The organism is Streptomyces sp. NPDC015661, assembly GCF_043077765.1.
Lineage (GTDB): Bacteria > Actinomycetota > Actinomycetes > Streptomycetales > Streptomycetaceae > Streptomyces.
Window position 1 is genome coordinate 391,355 of the sequence record NZ_JBIBST010000005.1, and the last position, 22,994, is coordinate 414,348.

A 22,994-nucleotide genomic window follows, 5' to 3' on the forward strand; every position below is an offset into this window, starting at 1 on the left:
TTTAAGGGGGCGGGCCGCGGTGGGGGAACAGCGGCCCGATTCGGTCAATCTCTCTTGACCAACGCGCCACCGGGGCTTGGGTCACGCTGCGGGGGCGTACACGCATATGCGCGGGGCGCTCGTCCTCCCGTACGCCCCCTTCCCCGTCCGGCGCCTAGACTGGTGCGCTGCCCGCAACGCCACCGGAGAGACAGGCAGTCGCCACCCATGAAGCTCGTCTTCGCAGGCACCCCCGAGGTCGCCGTTCCCGCCCTGGACGCCCTGCTCGCCTCCGGGCGCCACGAGGTGGCCGCCGTGGTCACCCGGCCCGACGCCCCGGCGGGGCGCGGCCGGCGGCTCGTCGCCAGCCCGGTGGCCCAGCGGGCGGAGGAGGCCGGGATCGAGGTCCTGAAGCCGGCCAGGCCCCGCGACGAGGAGTTCCTCGCCCGCCTGCGGGAGATCGCCCCGGACTGCTGCCCGGTCGTCGCGTACGGCGCGCTGCTGCCCAAGGTCGCCCTCGACATCCCGGCGCGCGGCTGGGTCAACCTGCACTTCTCGCTGCTGCCCGCCTGGCGCGGCGCGGCGCCCGTGCAGCACTCCCTGATGGCCGGCGACCAGGTGACGGGCGCGTCCACCTTCCTCATCGAGGAGGGGCTCGACTCGGGCCCGGTCTACGGCGTCGTCACCGAGGACATCCGGCCCACCGACACCAGCGGCGACCTGCTCACCCGGCTCGCCTTCGCGGGCGCCGGACTGCTCGCCGCGACCATGGACGGCATCGAGGACGGCACGCTCAAGGCCGTCCCCCAGCCGATCGAGGGCCTCACCCTCGCCCCGAAGATCCAGGTCGAGGACGCCCACGTCGACTTCGCCGCCCCCGCGCTCCGGGTCGACCGTATGGTCCGCGGCTGCACCCCGGCCCCCGGCGCCTGGACGGTCTTCCGCGGCGAACGCCTCAAGCTGATCCAGGTCACCCCGCTCCCGGACCGCACCGGCCTCGCCCCGGGCGAGCTCGCGGTCGGCAAGAACAACGTGTACGCGGGCACCGGCTCGTACGCCGTCGAACTGCTCTGGGTCCAGCCCCAAGGCAAGAAGCCGATGAAGGCCGCGGACTGGGCCCGCGGCGTCCGCATCGCCCCGGACGAGCGGCTCGGCGCCTGACGGTGCCACTGCCGCTCCCCGAGGGGTCCTGGTGGGACTGGGAGGTCCGTCACTACGACGGCAGTCGGCTCACCCTCGTCGCAGACCACGACCTCTCGTACCACCACGGGCTCGAAGTCGTGTTCACGGACACCGTCTACGTCCGGTGCCCGATGGACTTCAGGGACCCGGAATTCCGCGCCCCCACGGCGGAGGAGCGCGCGGAGGTCGCCCGTCTCGTCGGCGCCGAGCCGCCCGTGCTCGTCGCCTTCGAGGCGGACGGCGGTGGCACGGAACCGGCCGTGTGTCTGATCGCGGCCGGGGACTGGGCGATCCGCCAGGGGTGTTTTCCCCGGCAGGCGCGGGCGGACGTACGCTGAGGGAGTTCGACCCCTCATTTCGTCACGCGGAGCACCTTTGAGCGAGCAGGCACGTCGTCGTCCCCACAAGCCCTACCGGCGGCCCCAGAAGGACCCCGTCCGGATGCTTGCCTTCGAGGCGCTGAGGGCGGTGGACGAGCGGGATGCCTACGCGAACCTGGTGCTGCCGCCTTTGCTGCGGAAGGCTCGCGAGAAGGAGGGACCCGAGAAGTTCGACGGGCGGGACGCGGCGCTCGCGACCGAGCTCGTGTACGGGACGCTGCGCCGCCAGGGCACGTACGACGCCATCATCTCGGCCTGCATCGACCGGCCGCTGCGTGAGGTCGACCCGCCCGTGCTCGACGTCCTCTCGCTCGGCGCGCACCAGCTGCTCGGGACGCGGATTCCCACCCACGCCGCCGTCTCCGCCAGCGTCGAGCTGGCCCGCGTGGTGCTCGGCGACGGGCGGGCCAAGTTCGTGAACGCCGTCCTGCGGAAGATCTCGCAGCAGGACCTCGACGCCTGGGTCGAGCAGGTCGCCCCGCCGTACGACGAGGACGCCGAGGACCACCTCGCCGTCGTCCACTCGCACCCCCGCTGGGTCGTCTCGGCGCTCTGGGACTCCCTCGGCGGCGGCCGTGCCGGGATCGAGGACCTCCTGGAGGCGGACAACGAGCGCCCCGAGGTCACCCTCGTCGCCCGCCCCGGCCGCTCCACGACCGAGGAGCTCGCCGCCGCCACCGAGACCCTGCCGGGCCGCTGGTCGCCGTACGCCCTGCGGATGGCCGAGGGCGGCGAGCCCGGCGCCATCGAAGCGGTCAAGGAGGGCCGGGCCGGCGTCCAGGACGAGGGCAGCCAGCTCGTCGCGATCGCCCTCGCGAACGCGCCCCTGGAAGGCTCCGACTCCCGCTGGCTCGACGGCTGCGCCGGCCCCGGCGGCAAGGCCGCCCTGCTCGGCGCCCTCGCGGCCGAGCGCGGCGCCTTCCTGCTCGCCTCCGAGAAGCAGCCGCACCGCGCCCGCCTGGTCGAGCGCGCCCTGGCCGGCAACCCCGGCCCGTACCAGGTGATCGCCGCCGACGGCACCCGCCCGCCGTGGCGCCCCGGCTCCTTCGACCGCGTCCTCGTGGACGTGCCCTGCTCGGGCCTCGGCGCCCTGCGCCGCCGTCCCGAGGCCCGCTGGCGCCGCCGCCCCGAGGACCTGGACGGTTTCGCCCCGCTCCAGCGCGCCCTGCTCACCGAGGCGCTGAGCGCGGTGCGCGTCGGGGGGATCGTGGGGTACGCGACCTGTTCGCCGCACCTCGCCGAGACCCGGGTCGTCGTCGACGACGTCCTCAAGAAGACCGGGGGCGCCGAGCTGATCGACGCCCGCCCGCTGCTGCCCGGCGTCCCGGCGCTCGGCGACGGGCCGGACGTCCAGCTGTGGCCGCATCTGCACGGTACGGACGCCATGTATCTGGCGCTGCTGCGCCGGACCGCCTGACCGAGAGGGCGCGACCCCTCGATCACCTGACCGTAATCACCCGGTCCGTCCAGGTCCCGGACTCGTCGCTTCGTACCGAAATTGGTCTGGACCGGATTCGAAACCGCTGAGCGGCAAAGAAGTGCCCAAGAACGTGGGAGGCTTGGCACATGGCGCAGATCAACCCCAGCATCCTGTCCGCGGACTTCGCCCGGCTCGCCGATGAGGCGAAGGCCGTCGGCGGCGCCGACTGGCTGCACGTCGACGTGATGGACAACCACTTCGTGCCCAACCTGACGCTGGGCGTGCCGATCGTGGAGTCGCTGGCCCGCGCCACCGACACCCCGCTCGACTGTCACCTCATGATCGAGGACCCGGACCGCTGGGCCCCGCAGTACGTGGAGGCGGGGGCCGGTTCGGTCACCTTCCACGTCGAGGCGGCCGCCGCGCCGGTGCGCCTCGCGCGCGAGATCCGGGCCAAGGGCGCCAGGGCCTCGATGGCGCTCAAGCCGGCCACGCCCATCGAGCCCTACGAGGACCTGCTCCCCGAGCTCGACATGCTGCTCATCATGACCGTCGAGCCCGGCTTCGGTGGCCAGGCCTTCCTCGACATCATGCTGCCCAAGATCCGCCGTACCCGGGAGCTGATCTCCAAGCACGGTCTGGAGCTGTGGCTCCAGGTCGACGGCGGGGTCGCCGAGTCCACGATCGAGCGGTGCGCCGAGGCCGGCGCGGACGTCTTCGTCGCCGGTTCCGCGGTGTACGGAGCGGCCGACCCGGCCGCGGCCGTCGCCTCGCTCCGGGCCCGCGCGGAGGCCGCGACGGCGTCCGCCGCGTGGGCGTGTGGCCACTGAGCCTCCGGCGGATGAACGCGGTCCGTCGGGCCGTCGACAGGACTGATCAAGGCCCGTCGTTTCTGACAGGATGAACGGCGAGTCCAGAGTGTGAACGACATCGGTATGTGACTTCCGTACGTGAACAGCGGTACGTGAACAGCAGTGAGGAGATCGCGGTGGCGGGTATGTCGGCGGGACGGTCAGCCCTGCGGATGGGCCCCGCGGAGCTGGTGCAGGCGGCGGCCATGGCCCGCCGCTTCTACCTCGAGGGCAAGTCCAAGATCCAGATCGCCGAGGAGTTCGGCGTGAGCCGCTTCAAGGTGGCCCGGGTCCTGGAGACCGCCCTGGAGCGCGACCTCGTGCGGATCGAGATCCGCGTACCGGCCGAGCTGGACGCCGAGCGCTCCGACGCGCTCCGTGCCCGCTACGGGCTGCGCCACGCCGTCGTCGTCGAGTCCCCGGCGGAGGGCGACGACGAGTCGCCCGACCCGGAGAACCTCGGCGAGGTCGCGGCCGACCTGCTCGGCGAGCTCGTCACCGAGGGCGACGTCCTCGGCCTGGCCTGGGGCCGCTCCACCATCCACATGGCGGCCGCCCTCGACCGGCTGCCGCCCTGCACGGTCGTCCAGCTCACCGGGGTGTACGACGCCGGGACCGCCGAGCGCGGCTCCGTCGAGGCCGTACGGCGCGCCGCCCAGGTCTCCGGCGGCGAGGCCCACCCCATCTACGCGCCCATGCTGCTGCCCGACCCGGCCACCGCGGCCGCGCTGCGCAGCCAGACCGGCATCGCCCGGGCCTTCGAGTACTTCGACAAGGTCACCGTCGCCTGCGTCTCCATCGGCTCCTGGGAGCCGGGCATCTCGACCGTCCACGACATGCTCTCCGACGCCGAGCGGGCCCACTACGCCTCCCTGGGCGTCGCCGCCGAGATGTCCGCGCACCTCTTCGACACCGAGGGCCGGCGGGTCGGCCGCGACCTCGGCGAGCGCTGCATCACCGTCGAGGCGGACCGGCTGCGCCGCATCCCCGAGGTCGTGGCGATCGCCGGCGGCCAGCGCAAGGCGGCCGCGATCGGCGCGGTGCTCCGCTCCGGGCTCGTCACCAGCCTGGTCACCGACCGCGCCGCGGCGGACTACCTCCTCACCGAGTCCAGCCCGGGCACGCACCCGGCGCTCGACCGCAAGGACCCCGACGGCAGCTGAACACCGCTTGTCGAGAGGGGCCGGAGCCGACCGTGACGATATGTTCGGGACATGCTGCTCCGGCCCCTGCGCGTTCTCCTCGCGCTCGTCCTCGCCGTCCTCCTGGCCGGGTGCTCCTCGGCGGGCGGCGGCGGGACCGGTACCGCCGCCCAAGCCCCCACCCGTACCACCGCGACCTCCGGGACCGGCGCGGCCTCCGCGCCGACCGGGACCTCCGGGCTCCCCACCGTACGGATCTCGCAGCTGCCGCCCGAGGCGCGGCAGACACTCGCCCTCATCGCGCGCGGCGGGCCCTTCCCGTACGCCAAGGACGGCACGGTCTTCTCGAACTTCGAGCGGGTCCTGCCCCGCGAGGAGCGCGGCTACTACCACGAGTACACGGTGAAGACCCCCGGCGAACGCGACCGGGGGGCCCGCCGGATCGTCACCGGACGCGGCGGCGAGACCTACTACACCGACGACCACTACGAGACCTTCCGGGAGGTGGTCACGGATGAGGCTTGACGACCCCGTCGTCCTCGACCTGACCGGAGTCACGGACAAGGCCGCCCTCATGGACCGGTGCGCCGAGGCACTCGCCCTGCCCGACTGGTTCGGCCGCAACTGGGACGCCCTCGCCGACTGCCTCACCGACCTGCCGGAGCCGGTCACCCTCGTCGTCACCGGCTGGCAGGCGTACGCCAGGACGCGCCCGCGTGAGTGGGGAACCGCCCAGGAGGTCTTCGCCACGGCCGTCGAAGAACGCCCCACGAGCCTCTCCGTCCTCCTCGTCCTCGGCGAGCCTTCGGAGGATCCGACAAAGGGCATGTCGCAAGCCTCGGATGATTAGCCCGGGGCTGGTATTCGTACCGGCGTGGGACAATGAACTACGTGCTTTTTCCCCTGGCTGAAATGCCTAGGGGCCGATCCGAACGACTGGGATGTCAGCACGTGCGTTTCCTCAATGACGTCAAGCCGCCCTACGACCTGACGTACGACGATGTGTTCATGGTGCCGAGCCGCTCGGCCGTCGGTTCCCGCCAGGCCGTGGACCTCTCCTCGCCCGACGGGACCGGGACGACCATCCCGCTCGTCGTCGCCAACATGACCGCCATCGCCGGCCGCCGGATGGCCGAGACCGTCGCCCGCCGCGGCGGCCTGGTCGTCATCCCGCAGGACATCCCGATCGAGGTCGTCACCGACGTCATCTCGTGGGTGAAGAGCCGCCACCACGTCCTCGACACCCCGATCGTGCTGGAGCCGCACCAGACCGTCGCCGACGCGCTCTCGCTGCTGCCGAAGCGCGCCCACGACGCCGGTGTCGTCGTCGACGAGGACCGCCGTCCGGTGGGCGTCGTCACCGACGCCGACCTCTCCGGCGTCGACCGCTTCACGCAGCTCTCCGAGGTCATGTCCAGGGACCTGCTGCTCCTGGACGCCGACATCGACCCGCGCGAGGCCTTCAACACCCTCGACGCCCACAACCGGCGCTACGCCCCGGCCGTGGACGCGGACGGCAAGCTCGTCGGCATCCTCACCCGCAAGGGCGCCCTGCGCGCGACCCTGTACTCCCCGGCCGTCGACGCCCAGGGACGGCTCCGCATCGCCGCCGCCGTCGGCATCAACGGCGACGTCGCCGGCAAGGCCAAGCAGCTGCTCGACGCGGGCGTCGACACGCTCGTCATCGACACCGCGCACGGCCACCAGGAGTCGATGATCTCCGCCATCCGGACCGTGCGGGCGCTCGACCCGCAGGTCCCGATCGTCGCGGGCAACATCGTCGCCGCCGAGGGCGTCAAGGACCTCATCGAGGCGGGCGCCGACATCATCAAGGTCGGCGTCGGCCCCGGCGCCATGTGCACCACCCGCATGATGACCGGCGTCGGCCGGCCGCAGTTCTCGGCCGTCCTGGAGTGCGCCGCCGAGGCGAAGAAGTACGGCAAGCACGTCTGGGCCGACGGCGGTGTCCGTCACCCGCGCGACGTCGCCATGGCGCTCGCCGCCGGTGCGTCCAACGTGATGATCGGCTCCTGGTTCGCCGGGACGTACGAGTCCCCGGGCGACCTCCAGCACGACGCCAAGGGCCGTGCGTACAAGGAGTCCTTCGGCATGGCCTCGGCCCGCGCCGTCCGCAACCGGACGTCGGACGAGTCCGCGTACGACCGCGCCCGCAAGGCGCTGTTCGAGGAGGGCATCTCCACCTCGCGGATGTTCCTCGACCCGCAGCGTCCGGGCGTCGAGGACCTGATCGACTCGATCATCGCGGGCGTGCGGTCGTCCTGCACCTACGCCGGTGCGGCCTCGCTCGCCGAGTTCGAGGAGAAGTCGGTGGTCGGGATCCAGTCGGCGGCGGGCTACGCGGAGGGCAAGCCGCTGCACGCGAGCTGGAGCTAGTCCTTAGTGTGCCGTCGGGCCCCCGGGAGAACCACCTCCCGGGGGCCCGCCGTCGTTGCGCGCCCCGCCCCCGTTGTGGGCATGCGTTCCGCCGGGGCGGTGTCCACCCACCCGCCCCCGTTGTGGGCAATCGTCCCGCTGGGGCGATGGGGGTCCCCCCTGCTCGAGCGGAGCCGAGAGCTTGGGGGAGGGTGGGCACAACGGACCCGCGCCTTGCCGGCGCCAGAGGCTTCCGAGCCTGGACCCGCACCACGTTGTGCGCCGCCACTCGTGGTGCGGGTCCAGGCGCGGAAGGCGGAGGCGCCGCCAGGGGCGCCGTCCCGTGTGCCCACCCGTCCCGCCCCAGCGGGACGATTGCCCACACGGGCGGGGGCAGCGGGTCCACGCGGGCGGCGGCGCGGGCGCGCACGGGCGGGCGCAGGGCCACGCGGGCGGGGGGCGCGCGTCCACACCGGCGGCGCGGGTCCACGTGGGCGGGGGCGCCGCCCAGTTGGCGCGTGGCGGGGTCTCACGGGTCCGGGGGCAGGGTGCCGCGCAGCGCCGTCGCCACCGCCGTGCCCAGACGCTTGTGGCCCGCGTCGTTCGGGTGCAAGCCGTCCGCCAGGTGTTCCGGGCCCAGGAGCGGCCGGCCCGAGAGGACCCGCAGGTGGGGGTCGCCTTCCGCCGCCAGGTCCCGGCCCGCCCGCTCCATGGCCCTGCGCAGCTCCGTGAGCGTCGCGCCGAGGGCGTTGCGGGTGTGCTCCGCCTCCGGGCGCAGGACCGGCGAGACGATCAGGAGCGGCGTGTCCGGGTGGCCCCGGCGGACGAGGCCCACGAAGGCGCGGACGGTCGCGTAGAGCCAGTCCGCCGTGGCGGGGACCCGGGACCAGCAGTTGGTGCCGAAAGCGAGGGTGATCAGATCGCCCGGGAGCCGGGCCAGGTGTTCCGCCAGGGGCAGCTCGCCCCGGGCCCCGCCCGCGTATCCCAGGTTCACCGTGTCCAGGCCCAGGAGCCGGCCCGCCGTGGCCGGCCACGAGTGCGCCGGGCGGGTCGACCACCAGCCCTCGGTGATCGAGTCGCCGTGGACGAGCCAGCGGGGCCGCGCCGGGGCGGGCGAGAGGGCGCCCCCGACGGCCCGCAGGGCGAGCGGCACGGGCGCCTGGCCCTCCGGGAGGTGGAGGGTGAACACGCCGCCCTCCGGGGGCAGGGGGAGCCTCACGACGGCCTCCGGTGCCGGAGTCGCGTTCGTCTCGCCGACGAGCCGCGTGCCCCGCCAGAGCGCGAAGCAGTGGCGCAGTTCCCGCAGCGGGTCGTCCGGCGCCGGGACGGTCGCCCGGTAGCGGAGGTCCACCGCGCGCGTACCGGGCGTGGCCGTGAACTCGATCCGTACCCCGATGGGCAGCGCGGCCCGTTCGGCGATGTCCCACGGCAGCCGTTCGAGGTCGTCGGGGTCGGCGCGTACGGGCCGGCCCTGGTCCAGCCAGGCCGTGCCGCGCAGGAACGGTGCTGGGTCGAGCCAGTGCACGGGGTCTCCGATCGTGGCGTCGGGAGCGGTCGTCAGGGGCTCGCAGCGTCGGTCATTCCGCACGAGGAGTCCATACGCGTGCGCGTGCCGGTTCACACCCCGATGTGTCGATTCATGCGGGGGAGCGCAATGTTTGCCCGTCTGTGCCCGAAGCGCGCAATGATCATCCGGCACTGCGCAACAACCCTGCATTACGACTGCGAAGCACTTCCCCTTAGGCTCGTGCCCCGTACCAGGAGTGGCGGCGACCGCCTGCTCGGCGGTTTCCGTCCCCCGTGGGCCTGCTTCGGCATGCCCACGCACCGCCGCGGTCCCGCTTCCGCCTACAGGCAGCGATAAGGAGCCTCCGCAGTGCTGGATCACGGCGCAGCCCCACCGGTCGACGACACGACCACCCCGAAGACCTCCGTTCTCGGCGCACTGGTCCGGCGCAAGCCGGTGGAACGCCTGGTCGACGAGGGTGGCCAGGGTGAGGGCGGCAGTCTCCGCCGCTCGCTCTCGATGTGGCAGCTGACCATGATCAGCATCGGCGCCACGCTCGGCACCGGCATCTTCGTCGTCCTCGGCGGCGCCGTGCCGAAGGCCGGCCCGGCCGTCACGATCGCCTTCGTGATCGCCGGCCTGACGGCCCTGTTCTCGGCTCTCTCGTACGCCGAGCTGGCGGGCTCCATACCGGTCGCCGGGTCCTCGTACTCGTACGCGTACGCAACGATGGGCGAACTCGTCGCCTGGGTCTGCGGCTGGTGTCTGGTCCTGGAGTACGGCGTCTCCGTCGCCGCCGTCGCGGTCGGCTGGGGCGAGTACCTCAACGAGCTGCTCGACGGCACGATCGGCGTCACGATCCCCGACGTGCTCTCCTCGGCCCCGGGCGAGGGCGGCATCATCAACCTGCCCGGTCTGATCGTCGTCCTGCTCGCGATGGTGTTCCTGCTCGGTGGCGCCCGCGAGTCCGCCGTCGTCAACACGATCATGGTCGTGGTGAAGATCGCCGCGCTTGCCCTCTTCTGCGCGATCGGCTTCATGGGCTTCAAGTCCGGCAACTACAAGGACTTCATGCCGCTCGGCATGACCGGTGTTGGCGCCGCGAGCGCCAGCCTCTTCTTCTCGTACATCGGCTTCGACGCCGCCTCCACGGCCGGCGAGGAGGCGAAGAACCCCAAGCGCGACCTGCCCCGCGCGATCATGCTCTCGCTGCTCATCGTCACCGCCCTCTACGTCCTGGTCGCCGCCGTCGCGGTCGGCGCGTGGAACTGGAAGGAGTTCGAGGGCTCCGAGGCCACGCTCGCGGCGATCATGAACGACGTCACCGGGCAGACCTTCTGGGGCACCATGCTCGCCGCCGGCGCGGTCATCTCCATCGCCAGCGTCGTCCTCACCGTGCTCTACGGCCAGACCCGCATCCTCTTCGCGATGTCCCGCGACGGTCTGGTCCCCAAGGTCTTCGGCAAGGTCAGCGGCAAGACCGGCACCCCGCGCATCAACACGGTCATCGTCTCGCTCTTCTGCGCCGTCCTCGCGTCGGTCGTCCCGCTCTACAAGCTCGTCGACGCCACCAGCATCGGCACGCTCTTCGCCTTCGGCCTGGTCAACATCGCGGTCATCGTGCTCCGCCGCACCCGCCCGGACATGCCGCGCACCTTCAAGGTGGCCCTCGGCCCGGTCTTCCCGATCCTCGGCCTGGGCTTCTGCGTGTACAACATGTTCGGCCTCGACGCCGTCACCTGGGTGGTCTTCGGTTGCTGGATGGCCGCCGGGCTCGTGTTCTACTTCCTGTACGGCATGCGCCGCTCCCGACTGGCCACGGCTCCGGCCCTGGCAGAGGCTCCAGCAGAGAAGTGATCCACCCGTAGTGCGACTCAACGACCTCGACGAACGCATCGTCCACGCCCTCGCGGAAGACGCCCGCCGCAGCTACGCCGACATCGGCTCGCTGGTCGGACTCTCCGCCCCCGCCGTGAAGCGGCGCGTGGACCGGCTCCGGGCCGAGGGTGCCATCACCGGATTCACCGTCCGGGTGGACCCGGCGGCGCTCGGCTGGGAGACCGAGGGCTTCGTCGAGATCTACTGCCGCCACAACACCTCGCCGGACGACATCCGGCGAGGTCTGGAGCGGTACCCCGAGGTGGTGTCCGCGTCGACCGTCACCGGTGACGCGGACGCCGTCGTCCAGGTCTTCGCCTCGGACATGCGCCACTTCGAGCGCGTCCTGGAACGGATCGCGGGCGAGCCCTTCGTGGAGCGCACCAAGTCCGTCCTGGTGCTCTCGCCGCTGCTGCGGCGCTTCTCCTCGGGCTCGCCGGCGTAGCACCCGCGGGTGCGGGCGGCCCGGGCGGTGCGGGCCGTGGTTCCCGCACCGCCCCGCGCCCGCCCACCCCCGTGGGGCGGTCTACTCGGTCGGGTAGACGAACTCCCAGGGCAGCACCTTGAAGTCGCCCGTCCCCTCCTCGACCTTCTCGAACGGCGCGCCGCTGATGCACGGCGGCACCTTGTCCTTCTGCGGGTCCGCGGTCATCCAGGTGTAGCCGAGCCGGTCACCGGCGGGATCGTCGTGCACCGTGACGCCGACGCGCGCCTTCTTGAACTCCTTCACATCGGTCTCCACGACGACGCCGGACACCACGGCCACCTTGCCGCCCGTGGTGAGGCAGTCCACCTTGACCTTCGCGTATCCGCCCCAGTCGCCCTTGTAGTGGCTGAAGCGGAACGTTCCGGTGGCCTTCATCGGATCCTGCCGGTCGGCCCCGGCCAGATGCGCGTCGAAGCTGAACGTGATGTCGTCCCCGGCCGGCCGGTACAGCTTCGCGGTGCCGGTCAGCGCGGCGGCCTCCGAGACGGCGGCCGGGGCGGGGGAGTGGTCCCCCGAGGCGACGGCGACACCCCCGGCCCCCAGCGTGAGCAGAATCGCGGCGGCGACGGCGACGGTCTTCGTGCGGCGCTTCATCGTGGTCCCTTTCGGCAGGTCGTCCGGCGGGTCTTCCGGACGACCACCACTCTTCCGCGCAGGTCCCGCCGCGGCGTCGCGCCACAGAACGGTCCTCGTCTCCGCCGCGCGGCGGGGGAGCCGTACGACCCCGGTCGGAGCCGTACGCAACGAATCGACGCCCCGGCCGTCGATCGCGCAACGGTTCGACGGTCGGTCCGCAACGCTGCCGCCTTGTCCCGGGAGAGCGCGAAACCGTACCGTTTTTGACGTCTTCCCCCTCAACTTTCGACCCCCGAGGATCGCCGATGCCCGCGCTGCGCACCGCCCTGCTCCAGAGCTCAGGCGAGCTCGGTGACGTGGCCGCCAACCTCAAGATCCTCGACGAGGCCGCCGCCCGCGCCGCGGCCGCCGGCGCGAGCGTGCTGCTCGCCCCCGAGCTCTTCCTCACCGGCTACGCCATCGGCGCCGACATCGCGCGCCTGGCCGAGCCGTCCGACGGCCCCTCCGCCCGCGCCGTCGCGGCGATCGCCGTGCGCCACGGCCTGGCCGTCGGCTACGGCTACCCGGAGCGGGACACCGAGCGGCACGGCGTCCTGTACAACGCCGCGCAGCTCATCGGCGCCGACGGCGTGCCGCTCGTGCAGTACCGCAAGACCCACCTCTTCGGGGGCTTCGAGACGCAGTGGTTCACCCCCGGTGACCAGCCGGTCGTCCAGGCGGAGCTCGACGGGCTCACCGTCGGCATGATGATCTGCTACGACGTCGAGTTCCCCGAGAACGTGCGGGCGCACGCGCTGGCCGGTACGGACCTCCTCCTCGTACCGACCGCGCTCATGCACCCCGCCGAGGTCGTGCCCCTCTCCGTGGTGCCGGTCCGCGCCTTCGAGAACCAGCTCTACATCGCGTACGCCAACCGGACCGGCCCCGAGGGCGACTTCGAGTTCGTCGGCCTCTCCACCCTGGCCGGCCCCGACGGCACTCCCCGGGCCCGCGCCGGTCGCGGCGAGGACCTCGTCCTCGGCGACGTCGACCCGGCCCTCCTCGCGGCCTCCCGCGAGGAGAACCCCTACCTCCGCGACCGGCGCCCGGACCTCTACGGCCCCCTCGTCTGAGCCGAGTCCGAGCCGAGTCCGCACCGGCCCCCGCCGCCCCCACCCTCCCCGCTTCACCTTTTTCCGTGCAAGGAGTCCGTACCCCATGACGTCCACGGTGCCCACGACCGCCGTCCCCCACAGCGACGGCCAGCCGCCGATCACCATGTTCGGTCCGGACTTCCCGTACGCCTACGACGACTTCCTGGCCCACCCGGCCGGGCTCGGCCAGATACCGGCCACCGAGCACGGCACCGAGGTCGCGGTCATCGGCGGCGGGCTCTCCGGCATCATCGCCGCCTACGAGCTCATGAAGATGGGCCTCAAGCCCGTCGTCTACGAGGCCGACGAGATCGGCGGCCGGCTGCGCACCGTCGGCTTCGAGGGCACCGGCACCGAGGGCCTCACCGCCGAGATGGGCGCCATGCGCTTCCCGCCCTCCTCGACCGCGCTCCAGCACTACATCGACCTGGTCGGCCTGGAGACCAAGCCCTTCCCGAACCCGCTGGCCGAGTCGACCCCGTCGACCGTCGTCGACCTCAAGGGCGAGTCGCACTACGCCACCACCGTCGACGACCTCCCGCAGGTCTACCGCGACGTGATGAACGCGTGGAACGCCTGTCTGGACGAGGGCGCCGACTTCTCCGACATGAACCAGGCCATGCGCGAGCGCGACGTCCCGCGCATCCGCGAGATCTGGTCGAAGCTCGTCGAGAAGCTCGACAACCAGACCTTCTACGGCTTCCTCTGCGACTCCGAGGCCTTCAAGTCCTTCCGGCACCGCGAGATCTTCGGCCAGGTCGGCTTCGGCACCGGCGGCTGGGACACCGACTTCCCCAACTCCATCCTGGAGATCCTCCGCGTCGTCTACACCGAGGCCGACGACCACCACCGCGGCATCGTCGGCGGCTCGCAGCAGCTGCCGCTGCGCCTGTGGGAGCGCGAGCCGGAGAAGATCGTCCACTGGGCGCAGGGCACCTCGCTCAGCTCCCTGCACGAGGGCGCCCCGAAGCCGGCCGTGACCCGGCTGAACCGGACCGCCGGCAACCGGATCACGGTCACCGACGCCTCCGGCGACATCCGTACGTACCAGGCGGCGATCTTCACCGCCCAGTCCTGGATGCTGCTGTCCAAGATCGCCTGCGACGACTCGCTCTTCCCGATCGACCACTGGACCGCGATCGAGCGCACCCACTACATGGAGTCCTCGAAGCTGTTCGTCCCCGTCGACCGGCCGTTCTGGCTGGACAAGGACGAGGAGACCGGCCGGGACGTCATGTCGATGACGCTGACCGACCGGATGACCCGCGGCACCTACCTCCTGGACGAGGGCCCGGACAAGCCGGCCGTCATCTGCCTCTCGTACACCTGGTGCGACGACAGCCTGAAGTGGCTGCCGCTCTCGGCGAACGAGCGCATGGAGGTCATGCTGAAGTCGCTCGGCGAGATCTACCCGAAGGTCGACATCCGGAAGCACATCATCGGCAACCCGGTGACGGTCTCCTGGGAGAACGAGCCCTTCTTCATGGGCGCCTTCAAGGCGAACCTGCCGGGCCACTACCGCTACCAGCGCCGCCTGTTCACGCACTTCATGCAGGACCGGCTGCCCGAGGACAAGCGGGGCATCTTCCTCGCCGGCGACGACATCTCCTGGACGGCCGGCTGGGCCGAGGGCGCGGTGCAGACGGCGCTCAACGCGGTCTGGGGCGTCATGAACCACTTCGGCGGCGCGACCGACGGCACCAACCCGGGTCCGGGCGACGTGTACGACGAGATCGCCCCGGTCGAGCTGCCGGAGGACTGAGCCGTACGGTTCAGGGCCTGGTGAGCGGGGTCAGCAGCATCCGGCCCACCAGGCCCACCGACCGGTCGAGGCGCTCGGTGAACTCCCCGGCGAGCTCGGGCAGGCCGCGCAGCTGCCAGAGCGAGCGCGCGGCGAGCCACGCGCCGTCCCTCGCCCGGTCCAGGCTCCAGCAGCCGAGCAGATGTGTCAGCGGGTCCGCGATCTCCAGGAGGTCCGGGCCCGGCATCAGTTCCTCCCGGATGCGCTCCTCCAGGAGGACGAGGATGTCGCCGACCCGGTCGAACTCGTCCTCCAGGTCGTCCGGCGCGCACTCCAGGGTCCGGCAGGCGTCGACGACCGCGAGCGCCAGGTCGTGGCCGATGTGGGCGTTGATCCCGGCGAGCGCGAACTGCAGCGGCCGTACGCCGGGATGGCGGCGGTAGTGGAAGAGGGGCCGCCAGCACGCGGGCGCGGGGCGGCCGGTGGTGACGGCGTCGACCGCCGCGAGATAGCGCTCGGCGAACCGGACGTCGAGGGTGGCGGCGGCCCTCCGGTCGGCGAAGGTGCCCGCCTCGATGGCGTGGCCGATCTCCTCGGTGACCGTCAGATAGACCCGGTTGAAGACGGCGACCCCGTCGGCCGGATGCCAGGCGCCCCGCAGGGCCCGCATCCGGTCCACCACGGGGTCGACCGCCAGGAACTGTCCGATCCGCTCTTCGGTACACCGGGTCTGCGCCATGGGGGCAGGCTCCCAGCCGCCGGGCCCGGCAGGGAACTCATCGGGCCCGGCTTACCCAGAACGGGCGAATCACTCAGTTCTTCGACACGTTGTCCGGCTGCGTCTCGTACGAGCTGGTGCCGGCGTCGAGGAGCGGCTCCTGCGTCTTGAGGTGCGCCGGGGCGAAGGCGCGCAGCACGTGGTAGCCGGTGATGACGACGATCGTGCCGAGGGCGATGCCGCCCAGCTCGAAGGTGTCGGTGAAGGTCAGCTTCACGCCGCCGACGCCGATGATGATGCCGGCGGCGGCAGGGACCAGGTTGAGCGGATTGCGCAGGTCGACCTTGGCGTTGATCCAGATCTGGGCGCCGAGCAGGCCGATCATGCCGTACAGGATGACGGTGATGCCGCCGAGGACACCGCCGGGGATCGCCGCGACGACCGCGCCGAACTTGGGGCAGAGACCGAAGAGCAGCGCGAAGCCGGCGGCGGCCCAGTAGGCGGCGGTCGAGTAGACGCGGGTGGCGGCCATGACGCCGATGTTCTCGGAGTACGTGGTGTTCGGCGGGCCGCCCACGGCCGTCGACAGCATCGAGGCGGCGCCGTCTGCGGCGATCGCGGTGCCGAGCTGGTCGTCCAGGTTGTCGCCGGTCATCTCGCCGACGGCCTTGACGTGTCCGGCGTTCTCGGCGATCAGGGCGATGACCACGGGCAGCGCGACGAGGATCGCGGACCACTCGAAGCTCGGGCCGTGGAGGGACGGCAGGCCGATCCAGTCGGCCTGGGAGACGCCGGAGAGGTCGAGCCGCCAGTGGTCGGTGACCTGGCCGCCCGGGGACACCGAGTGGATCTTGCCGAAGACGAGGTCGAAGACCCAGGAGATCGCATAGCCGAAGACCAGGCCGAGGAAGATCGCGATCCGGGACCAGAAGCCGCGCAGACAGACCACGGCCAGGCCGGTGAACAGCATCACGAGCAGGGCCGTCCACTGGTCCTGCGGCCAGTACGTCGAGGCGGTGACCGGCGCCAGGTTGAAGCCGATCAGCATGACGACGGCGCCGGTCACGATCGGCGGCATCGCCGCGTGGATGATCCGGGCGCCGAACCTCCGGACGGCGAGACCGGCCAGGAAGAGCACCGCGCCGACGACGAGGACCGCGCCGGTCACCGTGGCGCTGGTGCCGCCGGAGGCGCGGATGGCGGCGGCGACGCCGACGAAGGAGAGCGAGCAGCCCAGGTAGGACGGGACGGTGCCGCGGGTCGCGAGCAGGAAGATCGCGGTCGCGACACCGGACATCATGATCGCGAGGTTCGGGTCGAGCCCCATGAGGACCGGGGCGACGAAGGAGGCGCCGAACATCGCGACGACGTGCTGGGCGCCGAGGCCGACCGTACGGGGCCAGGAGAGCCGTTCGTCCGGACGGACGACCGCTCCCGGAGCGGGTGTTCTCCCGTCGCCGTGCAGGGTCCAGCGCACGCCGAGGTTCATGAGGTCGCTCCCGTTCTCCGGTTCCGGCGGCCGTGTCGCGACCGCAAAAGATCAGCCACATGGTATGCGCGGTATGTGCCACCGCCGGACCGGATTCCGGACGACCGGCACCGGAGGCCCCGGCCTGATCCGACGTGAATGGTCGGACACCCCCTAGCCCACCGGGCCGGCGCTCTTCGCGGGCGCGGGTGTCGACGACGCCGCCTCCCGGCCGCCCGTCCTGAGCACGCCCGCGCCGAGCACGAGACCCAGGGCGAGCAGGGTGACCAGGCCGAAGGAGAAGACGAGCGAGGTCGCGTCGGCGATGCCGCCGATCGCCGAGGGGGCGATCAGCCCCGAGGTGTACGTGATGGTGGCGACGCCCGCGATGGCCTGGCTCGGGTTCGGGCCGCTGTGCCCGGCCGCGGCGAAGGCCAGCGGGACGACGACGGCGATCCCGAGCCCGATCAGACCGAAACCGGCCATCGCGACGGCGGCGTGCGGGGCGAGGACCACCAGGACCCCGCCGAGGGTGGCGACGGCGCCCCCGACCCGTACCGTACGGACCGCGCCGAAGCGGTCCACCACCCGGTCGCCGACCAGCCGCGCCACCGCCATCGTCAGCGCGAAGGCGGTCGTGGAGGCGGCCGCGAGCCCCGCCGAGCTGCCCAGCTCGTCCCGGAGGTAGACGGCCGACCAGTCGAGGCTGGCGCCCTCCGCGAACACCCCGCAGAAGCCGATGGCGCCGATGATCAGCGCGGACCTCGGCGGCAGCGAGAAGCGCGGCGGCGGCTCCTCCTCCGGGGTGCTGCGGACGTCCAGCACGCCCTGGCAGAAGACCAGGCCGAGTGCGGTGAGCACGAGGGCCGCGATCAGGTGGTGGAGCCGGGCGTCGCCGCCGAGGTGCGCGGCGACCGTGCCGGCGGCGGAGCCGAGCAGGGCGCCCACGCTCCACATGCCGTGCAGGCTGGACATGATGGACCTGCCGAGCCGGTTCTCGGTCTCGACGCCGAGCGCGTTCATCGCCACGTCGGACATGCCCGCCGTCGCCCCGTACACGAGGAGCGCGCCGCACAGCCCCCAGATGTTCGGGGCGAGCGAGGGCAGGGTGAGGGCGAGCGTCCACAGGGCGAGCAGGCCGCGGAGCGCGGTGCGGGCGCCGAAGCGGTGCGAGACGGCCCCGGCGAGCGGCATCGCGAGGGAGGCGCCGAGCGCGGGGAAGGCGAGCGCGAGCCCGAGCTGCCCGGCGCTGACGCCCGCGTGTTCCTGGATCCAGGGGATCCGGGTCGCGAAGCTGCCGGTGACCGCGCCGTGGACGCAGAAGACGGCGGCGACGGCGAAGCGCGCCCGCCGGAGGCGATCGGTGCTTGTGACGGTCTCCGCCGCCATGGGCCCTCCCTGTGGTCGTGGTGGTGCCTCGTTGTGCCGCGTAAACTATCAGGAACCCTGCCTGATAAATAGACCGTGGGAGGGAGTCCCGCTCCCCACGCGTCTGAGAGGATCGCCGCATGGCCGCATCCCCGAGCACCGCACGAGCCATCAACGACCGGTTCGCCCTGCGACTGCTCCAGGACGAAGGTCCGTTGACGGCCACTCAGCTCAAGACGCTCACCGGACTCTCCCGCCCGACCGTCGCCGACCTCGTCGAGCGGCTCCAGGGCTCGGGCCTCGTCCACGTCGTCGGCGAGGCCGGAGCCGAGCGCCGCGGTCCCAACGCCAAGCTGTACGGGATCGTCGCCGACCGCGCCCACCTCGCCGCCCTCGACGTCCGGACCCGCTCGGTCTCCGTCACCGTCGCCGATCTCCTCGGCACCACCCTCGCCGAGGCCTCCGTCCCCGTCGGCGACGACCACGGCACGGGACCGGCCGTCGAGAAGGCGGTCGCGCTCCTGGAGCGGACCGTGAAGGAGGCGGGCGCCGACCGGCTGCACAGCGTCGCCGTCGGCGCCCCCGGGCTCATCGACCCCGCCACCGGCGAGCTGCGCGACTCCTCCGGGCTGCCCGCCTGGCACCGGCGGCTCGTCGGCGTCCTCCAGGAACGACTGCCCGCCCACGTCCTCGTCGAGAACGAGACCAACCTGGCCGCCGTCGCCGAACTCCGCGAGGGCGCCGCCCGCGACCGCGAGGACTTCGTGCTGCTCTGGCTCGGCCAGGGCGTCGGCGCCGCCGTCGTGCTCGACGGCCGGCTGCGCCGGGGAGCCTCCGGCGGCGCGGGGGAGATCGGCTTCCTACCGGTCCCGGGCACCTCCGGGCTGCCCTCGGCCACCGGCTGCGACGGCGGCTTCCACGAGCTGGCCTGCGCGGCGGCCGTGGACACCCTCGCCGCCGCCCACGGCCTCGACCCGGCGGACGCGCTGGCCTCGGGCCACGGCCCCTTCCTCGACGCCCTCGCCCGCCGCCTCGCCGTCGGCGCGGCCGCCGTCGTCTCCGTCCTCGACCCCGGCTGCGTGGTCCTCGCCGGGGAGACCGGCCACCAGGGCGGGGCCGGGCTCGCCGCGCGCGTGGAGGCCGAACTCGCGGCCCTCTCCCCGCTCCGCACGGAGGTCCGCGCCACCGCCCTGGGTGACGCGGCGGTCCTGCGCGGCGCCCTGCTCCGGGCGCGGGACGCGGCCCAGGACGAGCTGTTCCCGTAGGCCAAGGGGGCGTCCTGCCGATCAGGCCGGGCTCGCCGAGACACCCCTAGGGGGTGTCGTAGCGCCGCGCGAGGTACTCCTCGAAGGTCACCCGGCCCACCGCCCGTTCCGGCGCCAGCAGGTCGCCGCGGCGCAGTCCCGCGTAGACGCGGCCCGGCAGTGGCATCTCCAGGAGGCGGCGCCGGCCGCCGGTGGCCCGCAGATAGGCATGGGCCAGCTCCGGGAACGTACGGATCTCCGGGCCGGCCATGTCCTCCACCCGGCCCGCCGGGGGCCCGGCGGCGAGCTCGGAGAGGCGCGCCGCCACCTCCGTCACCTCCACCGGCTGGGCCCGGACGTCCCTGGGCAGCGGCATCACGGGCGGCTTGGCGAGCACCTGGAAGAGCTGGACGACCAGATCGTGGAACTGGGTGGCGCGCAGCAGGGTCCACGGGGTGCCGGAGCCCTGGATCATGCGCTCCACGGCGTACTTGGTCCGGAAGTAGCCGAGCGGCACCCGGTCGACACCGATGATCGAGATGTACAGCAGGTGCGGCACCCCGGCCCGCCGCACGGCCTCGATCAGGAGGCGGGCCGCCTCCTTGTCGCCGCGCCGGATGTTGCTGCAGTGGACGACAGCGTCCACCCCGTCGACCGCCCGGTCGAGCACCGGTCCGCCCTTGCGCAGGTCGACGGCGTACGGCGGTGAGTGCCGGCTGAGCACCCGCACCTCGTGGCCGTCGGCGCGCAGCCGCTCGCAGACGGGCCGTCCGAGCGTTCCCGTGCCGCCGGTCACCAGGATCGTGCTCATGCCTCAAGCCTGACCGCCCCGGAGCGGGAACGCGACCGCGCCGCGCCCCGGACAGGGGGGCGCGGCGCGGTGGGCCCGGCGGCGGCAAGGGCCGTGAGTGACCGCCGCCGGGGGTTCAGCCGAGGGTCGTCGGAGGGAGCGCTTCAGCAGGCGCCGAGGTCCTTCCAGACGCCCCAGTCACCGGTCGTGCCCGGCTCCTCGTTCTGGGTCCACCACTGGGCCTTCCACTTGTGGCCCTTGTGGGAGACCTCGTTGCCGGCGTTGTAGATCGTGCCGGCCACGTACGCCGGGGCGGTGCAGCCCGTGGTGGGCGGCGTCGTCGGAGGCGTGGTCGGGGGAGTCGTCGTCGGCGGGGTGGTGGGCTCGGTCGTCGGGGGCGTGGTCGGCGGGGTGGTGGTGCCCGGCTCCACGACCGTCGTGCCGCGCGCCAGGTCACCGGCGAGGGCGTACGTCGTGCCGTTGATGTTCACCGTCCAGTTGGAGGGGGTGGACACCGGCAGGTAGTAGTTGAAGGCCAGGTCGACCGTCGCGCCCGGGGCGAGGGACTGCCAGGCCGGGAGCTTCAGGGAGACGCGGTGGAAGTCGCCCTTCAGGCCGCCCACGTTGGAGCCCGTGTGGTCGCTGCTGATGACCTTCGTGCCGAAGCCGGACTGGTCGGAGGCGTTGTTCGGGGCGGAGGTGCCGTAGTCGAACTGGAACTCCGTACCGCCGGGCAGGGTCGTCGCCGTGTTGTTGGTGATCTTGATCTTCGGGGTGATCGGGTAGTTCGAGTCGCCCAGCTTGAACTCGGTGAACTGGGTGTCGATCTTCACGGCCTGGGTCGGCAGCGCCTTGTTCGACTTCTTCGCGCCGTACGGGGTGGCCGCCTTGAACTTGTCGTACATCAGCGAGGTGAGCGTGGAGCCCATCTCGTACTGGCCCTTGGTGGCGTTCCAGGCGTAGTCGCCGGCCATCTCCCAGACCATGGTGCCGCCGATGCCGCGGTCGACCACGTAGTCGGCCTTGGCGGCCACGGACTGCTCGTCCTCGGTGGAGAGGAAGACCTTCTTCTCGGCGTTCCACAGCCACGGCGCGACCAGGGTCGCGTCGTACTTGCGGGCGTAGGTGCCGGTCAGCGTGGTGGTGGCGGGGAAGCCGTACTGGGTGACGTAGTCGCCGACGATCCCCTTCTCCAGGTTCTTCGCGTGCCACATCGGGTTGGATCCGGCGGGCGACTCGACACCGTTGGTGTCCTTGTCGTGCCAGAGGTTGTCGATGCCGGTGGCGCCGTCGCCGCACTTGGTCAGGCCGGCTCCGGCCGGACAGGTGGTCGCGGAGGCCTTGCCCCACAGGCCGTCGGTGCCGCCCTGCACGTTCTTGTGGCCGCGGGTGTAGTACGGCAGGCCGATGTTGATGCGGCCGGCCGGCATGGAGCCGCGGAAGTAGTGGTACGCCCAGTCGGTGTTGAGGTAGCCGATGGAGCCGTACTGCGAGGAGCCGTAGACGTTGGCCGCGGCGAGCTCGGCGTCCTTGCCGTCGTCGAAGAGCGAGGCGTTGGGGCCGACGTACTCGTTCCAGGCGCCGTGCAGGTCGTAGGACATGATGTTGACGTAGTCCAGGTACTTCTGCATCTGGAAGGTCTCCATGCCGCGCAGCAGGTAGCCGGAGGAGGGGGCGGCGACGGTCAGCAGGTAGTGCTTGCCGTCGGTGGCGCCGGCCGTGTCCAGCTTCTCGCGCAGGGACTTCATCAGGGCCGCGTAGCCCTGCACGAGCCCGGCGCGGCGCGCGTTGGCGAGCTGCCAGTCGAGCGGGTTGCCCGCGTCCTTCATCGTGGTCGGGTACTCGTAGTCGATGTCGACGCCGTTGAACCCGTACTTGCGGATGAAGTCGACGGCCGAGTTCGCGAAGGTGTCGATCCCGGCCTGGTTGACCGAACCGTCGGCGTTGGTGGCCATCGAGTAGAAGCCGCCGGAGTTGACCCGGTCGCCGTTGTCCGCGAAGTAGCCGCCCGTCTCCGCCCAGCCGCCGACCGAGATCAGCGTCTTGACGTTCGGGTGCTGCTTCTTGAACTTGTTGAGCAGGTTGAAGTGGCCCTTGTACGCGTAGGCGGGGTCCATCTCGGCGCCCGCGACACCGGGCCAGGTCATCCCGGTGGCGGCGTTGTCGGGGCCGTCCGTGCCCACGGAGAGCTTGTTGTCGCCGCCGATGTGGCCGAAGGCGTAGTTGATGTGGGTGATCTTGTCCCACGGGATGTCCTTGGCCAGGTACGCGGGCTGGCCGTTCTTGCCGGTGCGCCAGCCGGTGAAGTATCCGATGACCCGGCGCTGGTGGTCCGCGCCCATCTTCTCGCGGCCCTCGGTGTCGTAGACCGAGCAGTACGGGACGTCGACGCCCGGGGTCTTGTAGAGCCCGTCGGGACGACAGGACTCGTTGTCGGCGGCGTACGAGACGCCGCCGGAGAGGGAGCTGAGCAGCAGCCCGGCGACGGCGGCACCGGACGCGAACAGCGAGGCTCTCTTGGCGGTGGGGGACAGCACGGTGGGGCCCTCCTGGGGAGGCGGGGGAACACGCAACGAACAAGGGGGTGGTACGTGTTGGGCCCGTGGAGTGCGCACGCCGACGGGCCGTTACCTCGGAGGTGACACGGAGATTAAGAGGACTAGACCAGTGCGTCAATAGGTCTGGACCAAAGAAGGCAACTCTGGGAGTCTGTGAGCCAACCCACAGGGTTCGGGTCTGGCGCCCCACGCCGCTCGT

20 protein-coding genes are annotated in these 22,994 nt (G+C 72.1%); 13 read left to right on the top strand and 7 right to left on the bottom strand.

The window, feature by feature from the left end:
• The first annotated feature begins 207 nt into the window (after nt 1-207).
• The 8 genes from fmt to ACF07V_RS16460 all read left to right on the top strand — a co-directional run bounded on the left by fmt (nt 208) and on the right by ACF07V_RS16460 (nt 7,348).
• A complete protein-coding gene (gene fmt, locus ACF07V_RS16425) occupies nt 208-1,140 on the top strand; it encodes a methionyl-tRNA formyltransferase (protein WP_392154716.1) in 933 nt (310 codons plus the stop codon).
• Between the two features lie 2 nt (nt 1,141-1,142).
• Complete coding sequence (locus ACF07V_RS16430; protein WP_392154717.1) at nt 1,143-1,499, top strand: hypothetical protein; 357 nt, start codon at nt 1,143-1,145, stop codon at nt 1,497-1,499.
• A 37-nt stretch (nt 1,500-1,536) separates the two neighbouring features.
• A complete protein-coding gene (locus ACF07V_RS16435) occupies nt 1,537-2,958 on the top strand; it encodes an RsmB/NOP family class I SAM-dependent RNA methyltransferase (RefSeq protein ID WP_392154718.1) in 1,422 nt (473 codons plus the stop codon).
• Between the two features lie 149 nt (nt 2,959-3,107).
• Nucleotides 3,108-3,791: a ribulose-phosphate 3-epimerase gene (gene rpe / locus ACF07V_RS16440; RefSeq protein ID WP_041128223.1), complete on the top strand. Its 684-nt coding sequence runs from the start codon at nt 3,108-3,110 to the stop codon at nt 3,789-3,791.
• Nucleotides 3,792-3,925: 134 nt separating this feature from the next.
• Nucleotides 3,926-4,975 carry a sugar-binding domain-containing protein gene (locus tag ACF07V_RS16445; protein ID WP_352021719.1) on the top strand — a complete coding sequence of 350 codons (1,050 nt, stop codon included), beginning with the start codon at nt 3,926-3,928 and terminating at the stop codon, nt 4,973-4,975.
• A gap of 51 nt (nt 4,976-5,026) precedes the next feature.
• Nucleotides 5,027-5,479 carry a ribonuclease domain-containing protein gene (locus tag ACF07V_RS16450; RefSeq protein WP_392154721.1) on the top strand — a complete coding sequence of 151 codons (453 nt, stop codon included), beginning with the start codon at nt 5,027-5,029 and terminating at the stop codon, nt 5,477-5,479.
• Nucleotides 5,469-5,804, top strand: a complete 336-nt coding sequence (locus ACF07V_RS16455; protein ID WP_392154722.1) for a barstar family protein — start codon at nt 5,469-5,471, stop codon at nt 5,802-5,804. The genes ACF07V_RS16450 and ACF07V_RS16455 overlap by 11 nt, the downstream gene beginning before the upstream one ends.
• A gap of 101 nt (nt 5,805-5,905) precedes the next feature.
• Nucleotides 5,906-7,348, top strand: coding sequence for a GuaB1 family IMP dehydrogenase-related protein (locus ACF07V_RS16460; RefSeq protein WP_392154723.1), 1,443 nt, complete (start codon nt 5,906-5,908; stop codon nt 7,346-7,348).
• A 508-nt stretch (nt 7,349-7,856) separates the two neighbouring features.
• Here the strand turns inward: ACF07V_RS16460 and ACF07V_RS16465 are convergent.
• Nucleotides 7,857-8,852: a GDSL-type esterase/lipase family protein gene (locus tag ACF07V_RS16465; protein WP_392154928.1), complete on the bottom strand. Its 996-nt coding sequence runs from the start codon at nt 8,850-8,852 to the stop codon at nt 7,857-7,859.
• A gap of 351 nt (nt 8,853-9,203) precedes the next feature.
• Here ACF07V_RS16465 and ACF07V_RS16470 point away from each other — a divergent pair, with 351 nt between their 5' ends.
• Nucleotides 9,204-10,691 (top strand): amino acid permease, encoded by a 1,488-nt coding sequence (locus tag ACF07V_RS16470; protein WP_392154725.1) that lies wholly within the window; start codon nt 9,204-9,206, stop codon nt 10,689-10,691.
• Nucleotides 10,692-10,701: 10 nt separating this feature from the next.
• The gene (locus ACF07V_RS16475; protein ID WP_015032260.1) at nt 10,702-11,157 is read left to right on the top strand and encodes an Lrp/AsnC family transcriptional regulator; all 456 of its coding nucleotides are present in this window, start codon (nt 10,702-10,704) and stop codon (nt 11,155-11,157) included.
• 81 nt (nt 11,158-11,238) lie between these two features.
• Here ACF07V_RS16475 and ACF07V_RS16480 read toward each other — a convergent pair whose 3' ends face one another.
• Nucleotides 11,239-11,793: a Repetin gene (locus ACF07V_RS16480; protein WP_392154727.1), complete on the bottom strand. Its 555-nt coding sequence runs from the start codon at nt 11,791-11,793 to the stop codon at nt 11,239-11,241.
• Between the two features lie 287 nt (nt 11,794-12,080).
• On the opposite strand from ACF07V_RS16480, the gene ACF07V_RS16485 reads away from it, so the two are divergent.
• Both ACF07V_RS16485 and ACF07V_RS16490 read left to right on the top strand, forming a co-directional pair.
• A complete protein-coding gene (locus ACF07V_RS16485; protein ID WP_392154728.1) occupies nt 12,081-12,887 on the top strand; it encodes a carbon-nitrogen hydrolase family protein in 807 nt (268 codons plus the stop codon).
• Nucleotides 12,888-12,972: 85 nt separating this feature from the next.
• Nucleotides 12,973-14,670, top strand: coding sequence for a flavin monoamine oxidase family protein (locus ACF07V_RS16490; RefSeq protein ID WP_392154730.1), 1,698 nt, complete (start codon nt 12,973-12,975; stop codon nt 14,668-14,670).
• A gap of 10 nt (nt 14,671-14,680) precedes the next feature.
• On the opposite strand, the gene ACF07V_RS16495 is transcribed toward ACF07V_RS16490, so the two are convergent.
• From ACF07V_RS16495 to ACF07V_RS16505, 3 genes are all read right to left on the bottom strand, one after another.
• Nucleotides 14,681-15,388, bottom strand: a complete 708-nt coding sequence (locus ACF07V_RS16495) for a DUF5995 family protein (protein WP_392154732.1) — start codon at nt 15,386-15,388, stop codon at nt 14,681-14,683.
• Between the two features lie 73 nt (nt 15,389-15,461).
• Nucleotides 15,462-16,856: a uracil-xanthine permease family protein gene (locus ACF07V_RS16500; RefSeq protein WP_392154734.1), complete on the bottom strand. Its 1,395-nt coding sequence runs from the start codon at nt 16,854-16,856 to the stop codon at nt 15,462-15,464.
• Nucleotides 16,857-17,009: 153 nt separating this feature from the next.
• Nucleotides 17,010-18,224: an MFS transporter gene (locus tag ACF07V_RS16505; protein WP_392154736.1), complete on the bottom strand. Its 1,215-nt coding sequence runs from the start codon at nt 18,222-18,224 to the stop codon at nt 17,010-17,012.
• A 119-nt stretch (nt 18,225-18,343) separates the two neighbouring features.
• Here ACF07V_RS16505 and ACF07V_RS16510 point away from each other — a divergent pair, with 119 nt between their 5' ends.
• Entirely contained in the window at nt 18,344-19,468 is a 1,125-nt protein-coding gene (locus ACF07V_RS16510; RefSeq protein ID WP_392154738.1) for an ROK family transcriptional regulator, read from the top strand.
• Between the two features lie 46 nt (nt 19,469-19,514).
• On the opposite strand, the gene ACF07V_RS16515 is transcribed toward ACF07V_RS16510, so the two are convergent.
• Together ACF07V_RS16515 and ACF07V_RS16520 are read right to left on the bottom strand one after the other, a co-directional pair.
• A complete protein-coding gene (locus ACF07V_RS16515; RefSeq protein ID WP_392154740.1) occupies nt 19,515-20,258 on the bottom strand; it encodes an SDR family oxidoreductase in 744 nt (247 codons plus the stop codon).
• Between the two features lie 143 nt (nt 20,259-20,401).
• A complete protein-coding gene (locus tag ACF07V_RS16520; RefSeq protein ID WP_392154742.1) occupies nt 20,402-22,774 on the bottom strand; it encodes a chitinase C-terminal domain-containing protein in 2,373 nt (790 codons plus the stop codon).
• Between the last annotated feature and the right edge of the window lie 220 nt (nt 22,775-22,994).

Coding starts and splice junctions, on each gene's coding strand:
- fmt (WP_392154716.1), top strand. CDS start 208: ATGAAGCTCGTCTTCGCAGGCACCCCCGAGGTCGCCGTTCCCGCCCTG.
- rpe (WP_041128223.1), top strand. CDS start 3,108: ATGGCGCAGATCAACCCCAGCATCCTGTCCGCGGACTTCGCCCGGCTC.
- ACF07V_RS16450 (WP_392154721.1), top strand. CDS start 5,027: ATGCTGCTCCGGCCCCTGCGCGTTCTCCTCGCGCTCGTCCTCGCCGTC.
- ACF07V_RS16455 (WP_392154722.1), top strand. CDS start 5,469: ATGAGGCTTGACGACCCCGTCGTCCTCGACCTGACCGGAGTCACGGAC.
- ACF07V_RS16480 (WP_392154727.1), bottom strand. CDS start 11,793: ATGAAGCGCCGCACGAAGACCGTCGCCGTCGCCGCCGCGATTCTGCTC.
- ACF07V_RS16485 (WP_392154728.1), top strand. CDS start 12,081: ATGCCCGCGCTGCGCACCGCCCTGCTCCAGAGCTCAGGCGAGCTCGGT.
- ACF07V_RS16490 (WP_392154730.1), top strand. CDS start 12,973: ATGACGTCCACGGTGCCCACGACCGCCGTCCCCCACAGCGACGGCCAG.
- ACF07V_RS16495 (WP_392154732.1), bottom strand. CDS start 15,388: ATGGCGCAGACCCGGTGTACCGAAGAGCGGATCGGACAGTTCCTGGCG.
- ACF07V_RS16500 (WP_392154734.1), bottom strand. CDS start 16,856: ATGAACCTCGGCGTGCGCTGGACCCTGCACGGCGACGGGAGAACACCC.
- ACF07V_RS16505 (WP_392154736.1), bottom strand. CDS start 18,224: ATGGCGGCGGAGACCGTCACAAGCACCGATCGCCTCCGGCGGGCGCGC.
- ACF07V_RS16510 (WP_392154738.1), top strand. CDS start 18,344: ATGGCCGCATCCCCGAGCACCGCACGAGCCATCAACGACCGGTTCGCC.
- ACF07V_RS16515 (WP_392154740.1), bottom strand. CDS start 20,258: ATGAGCACGATCCTGGTGACCGGCGGCACGGGAACGCTCGGACGGCCC.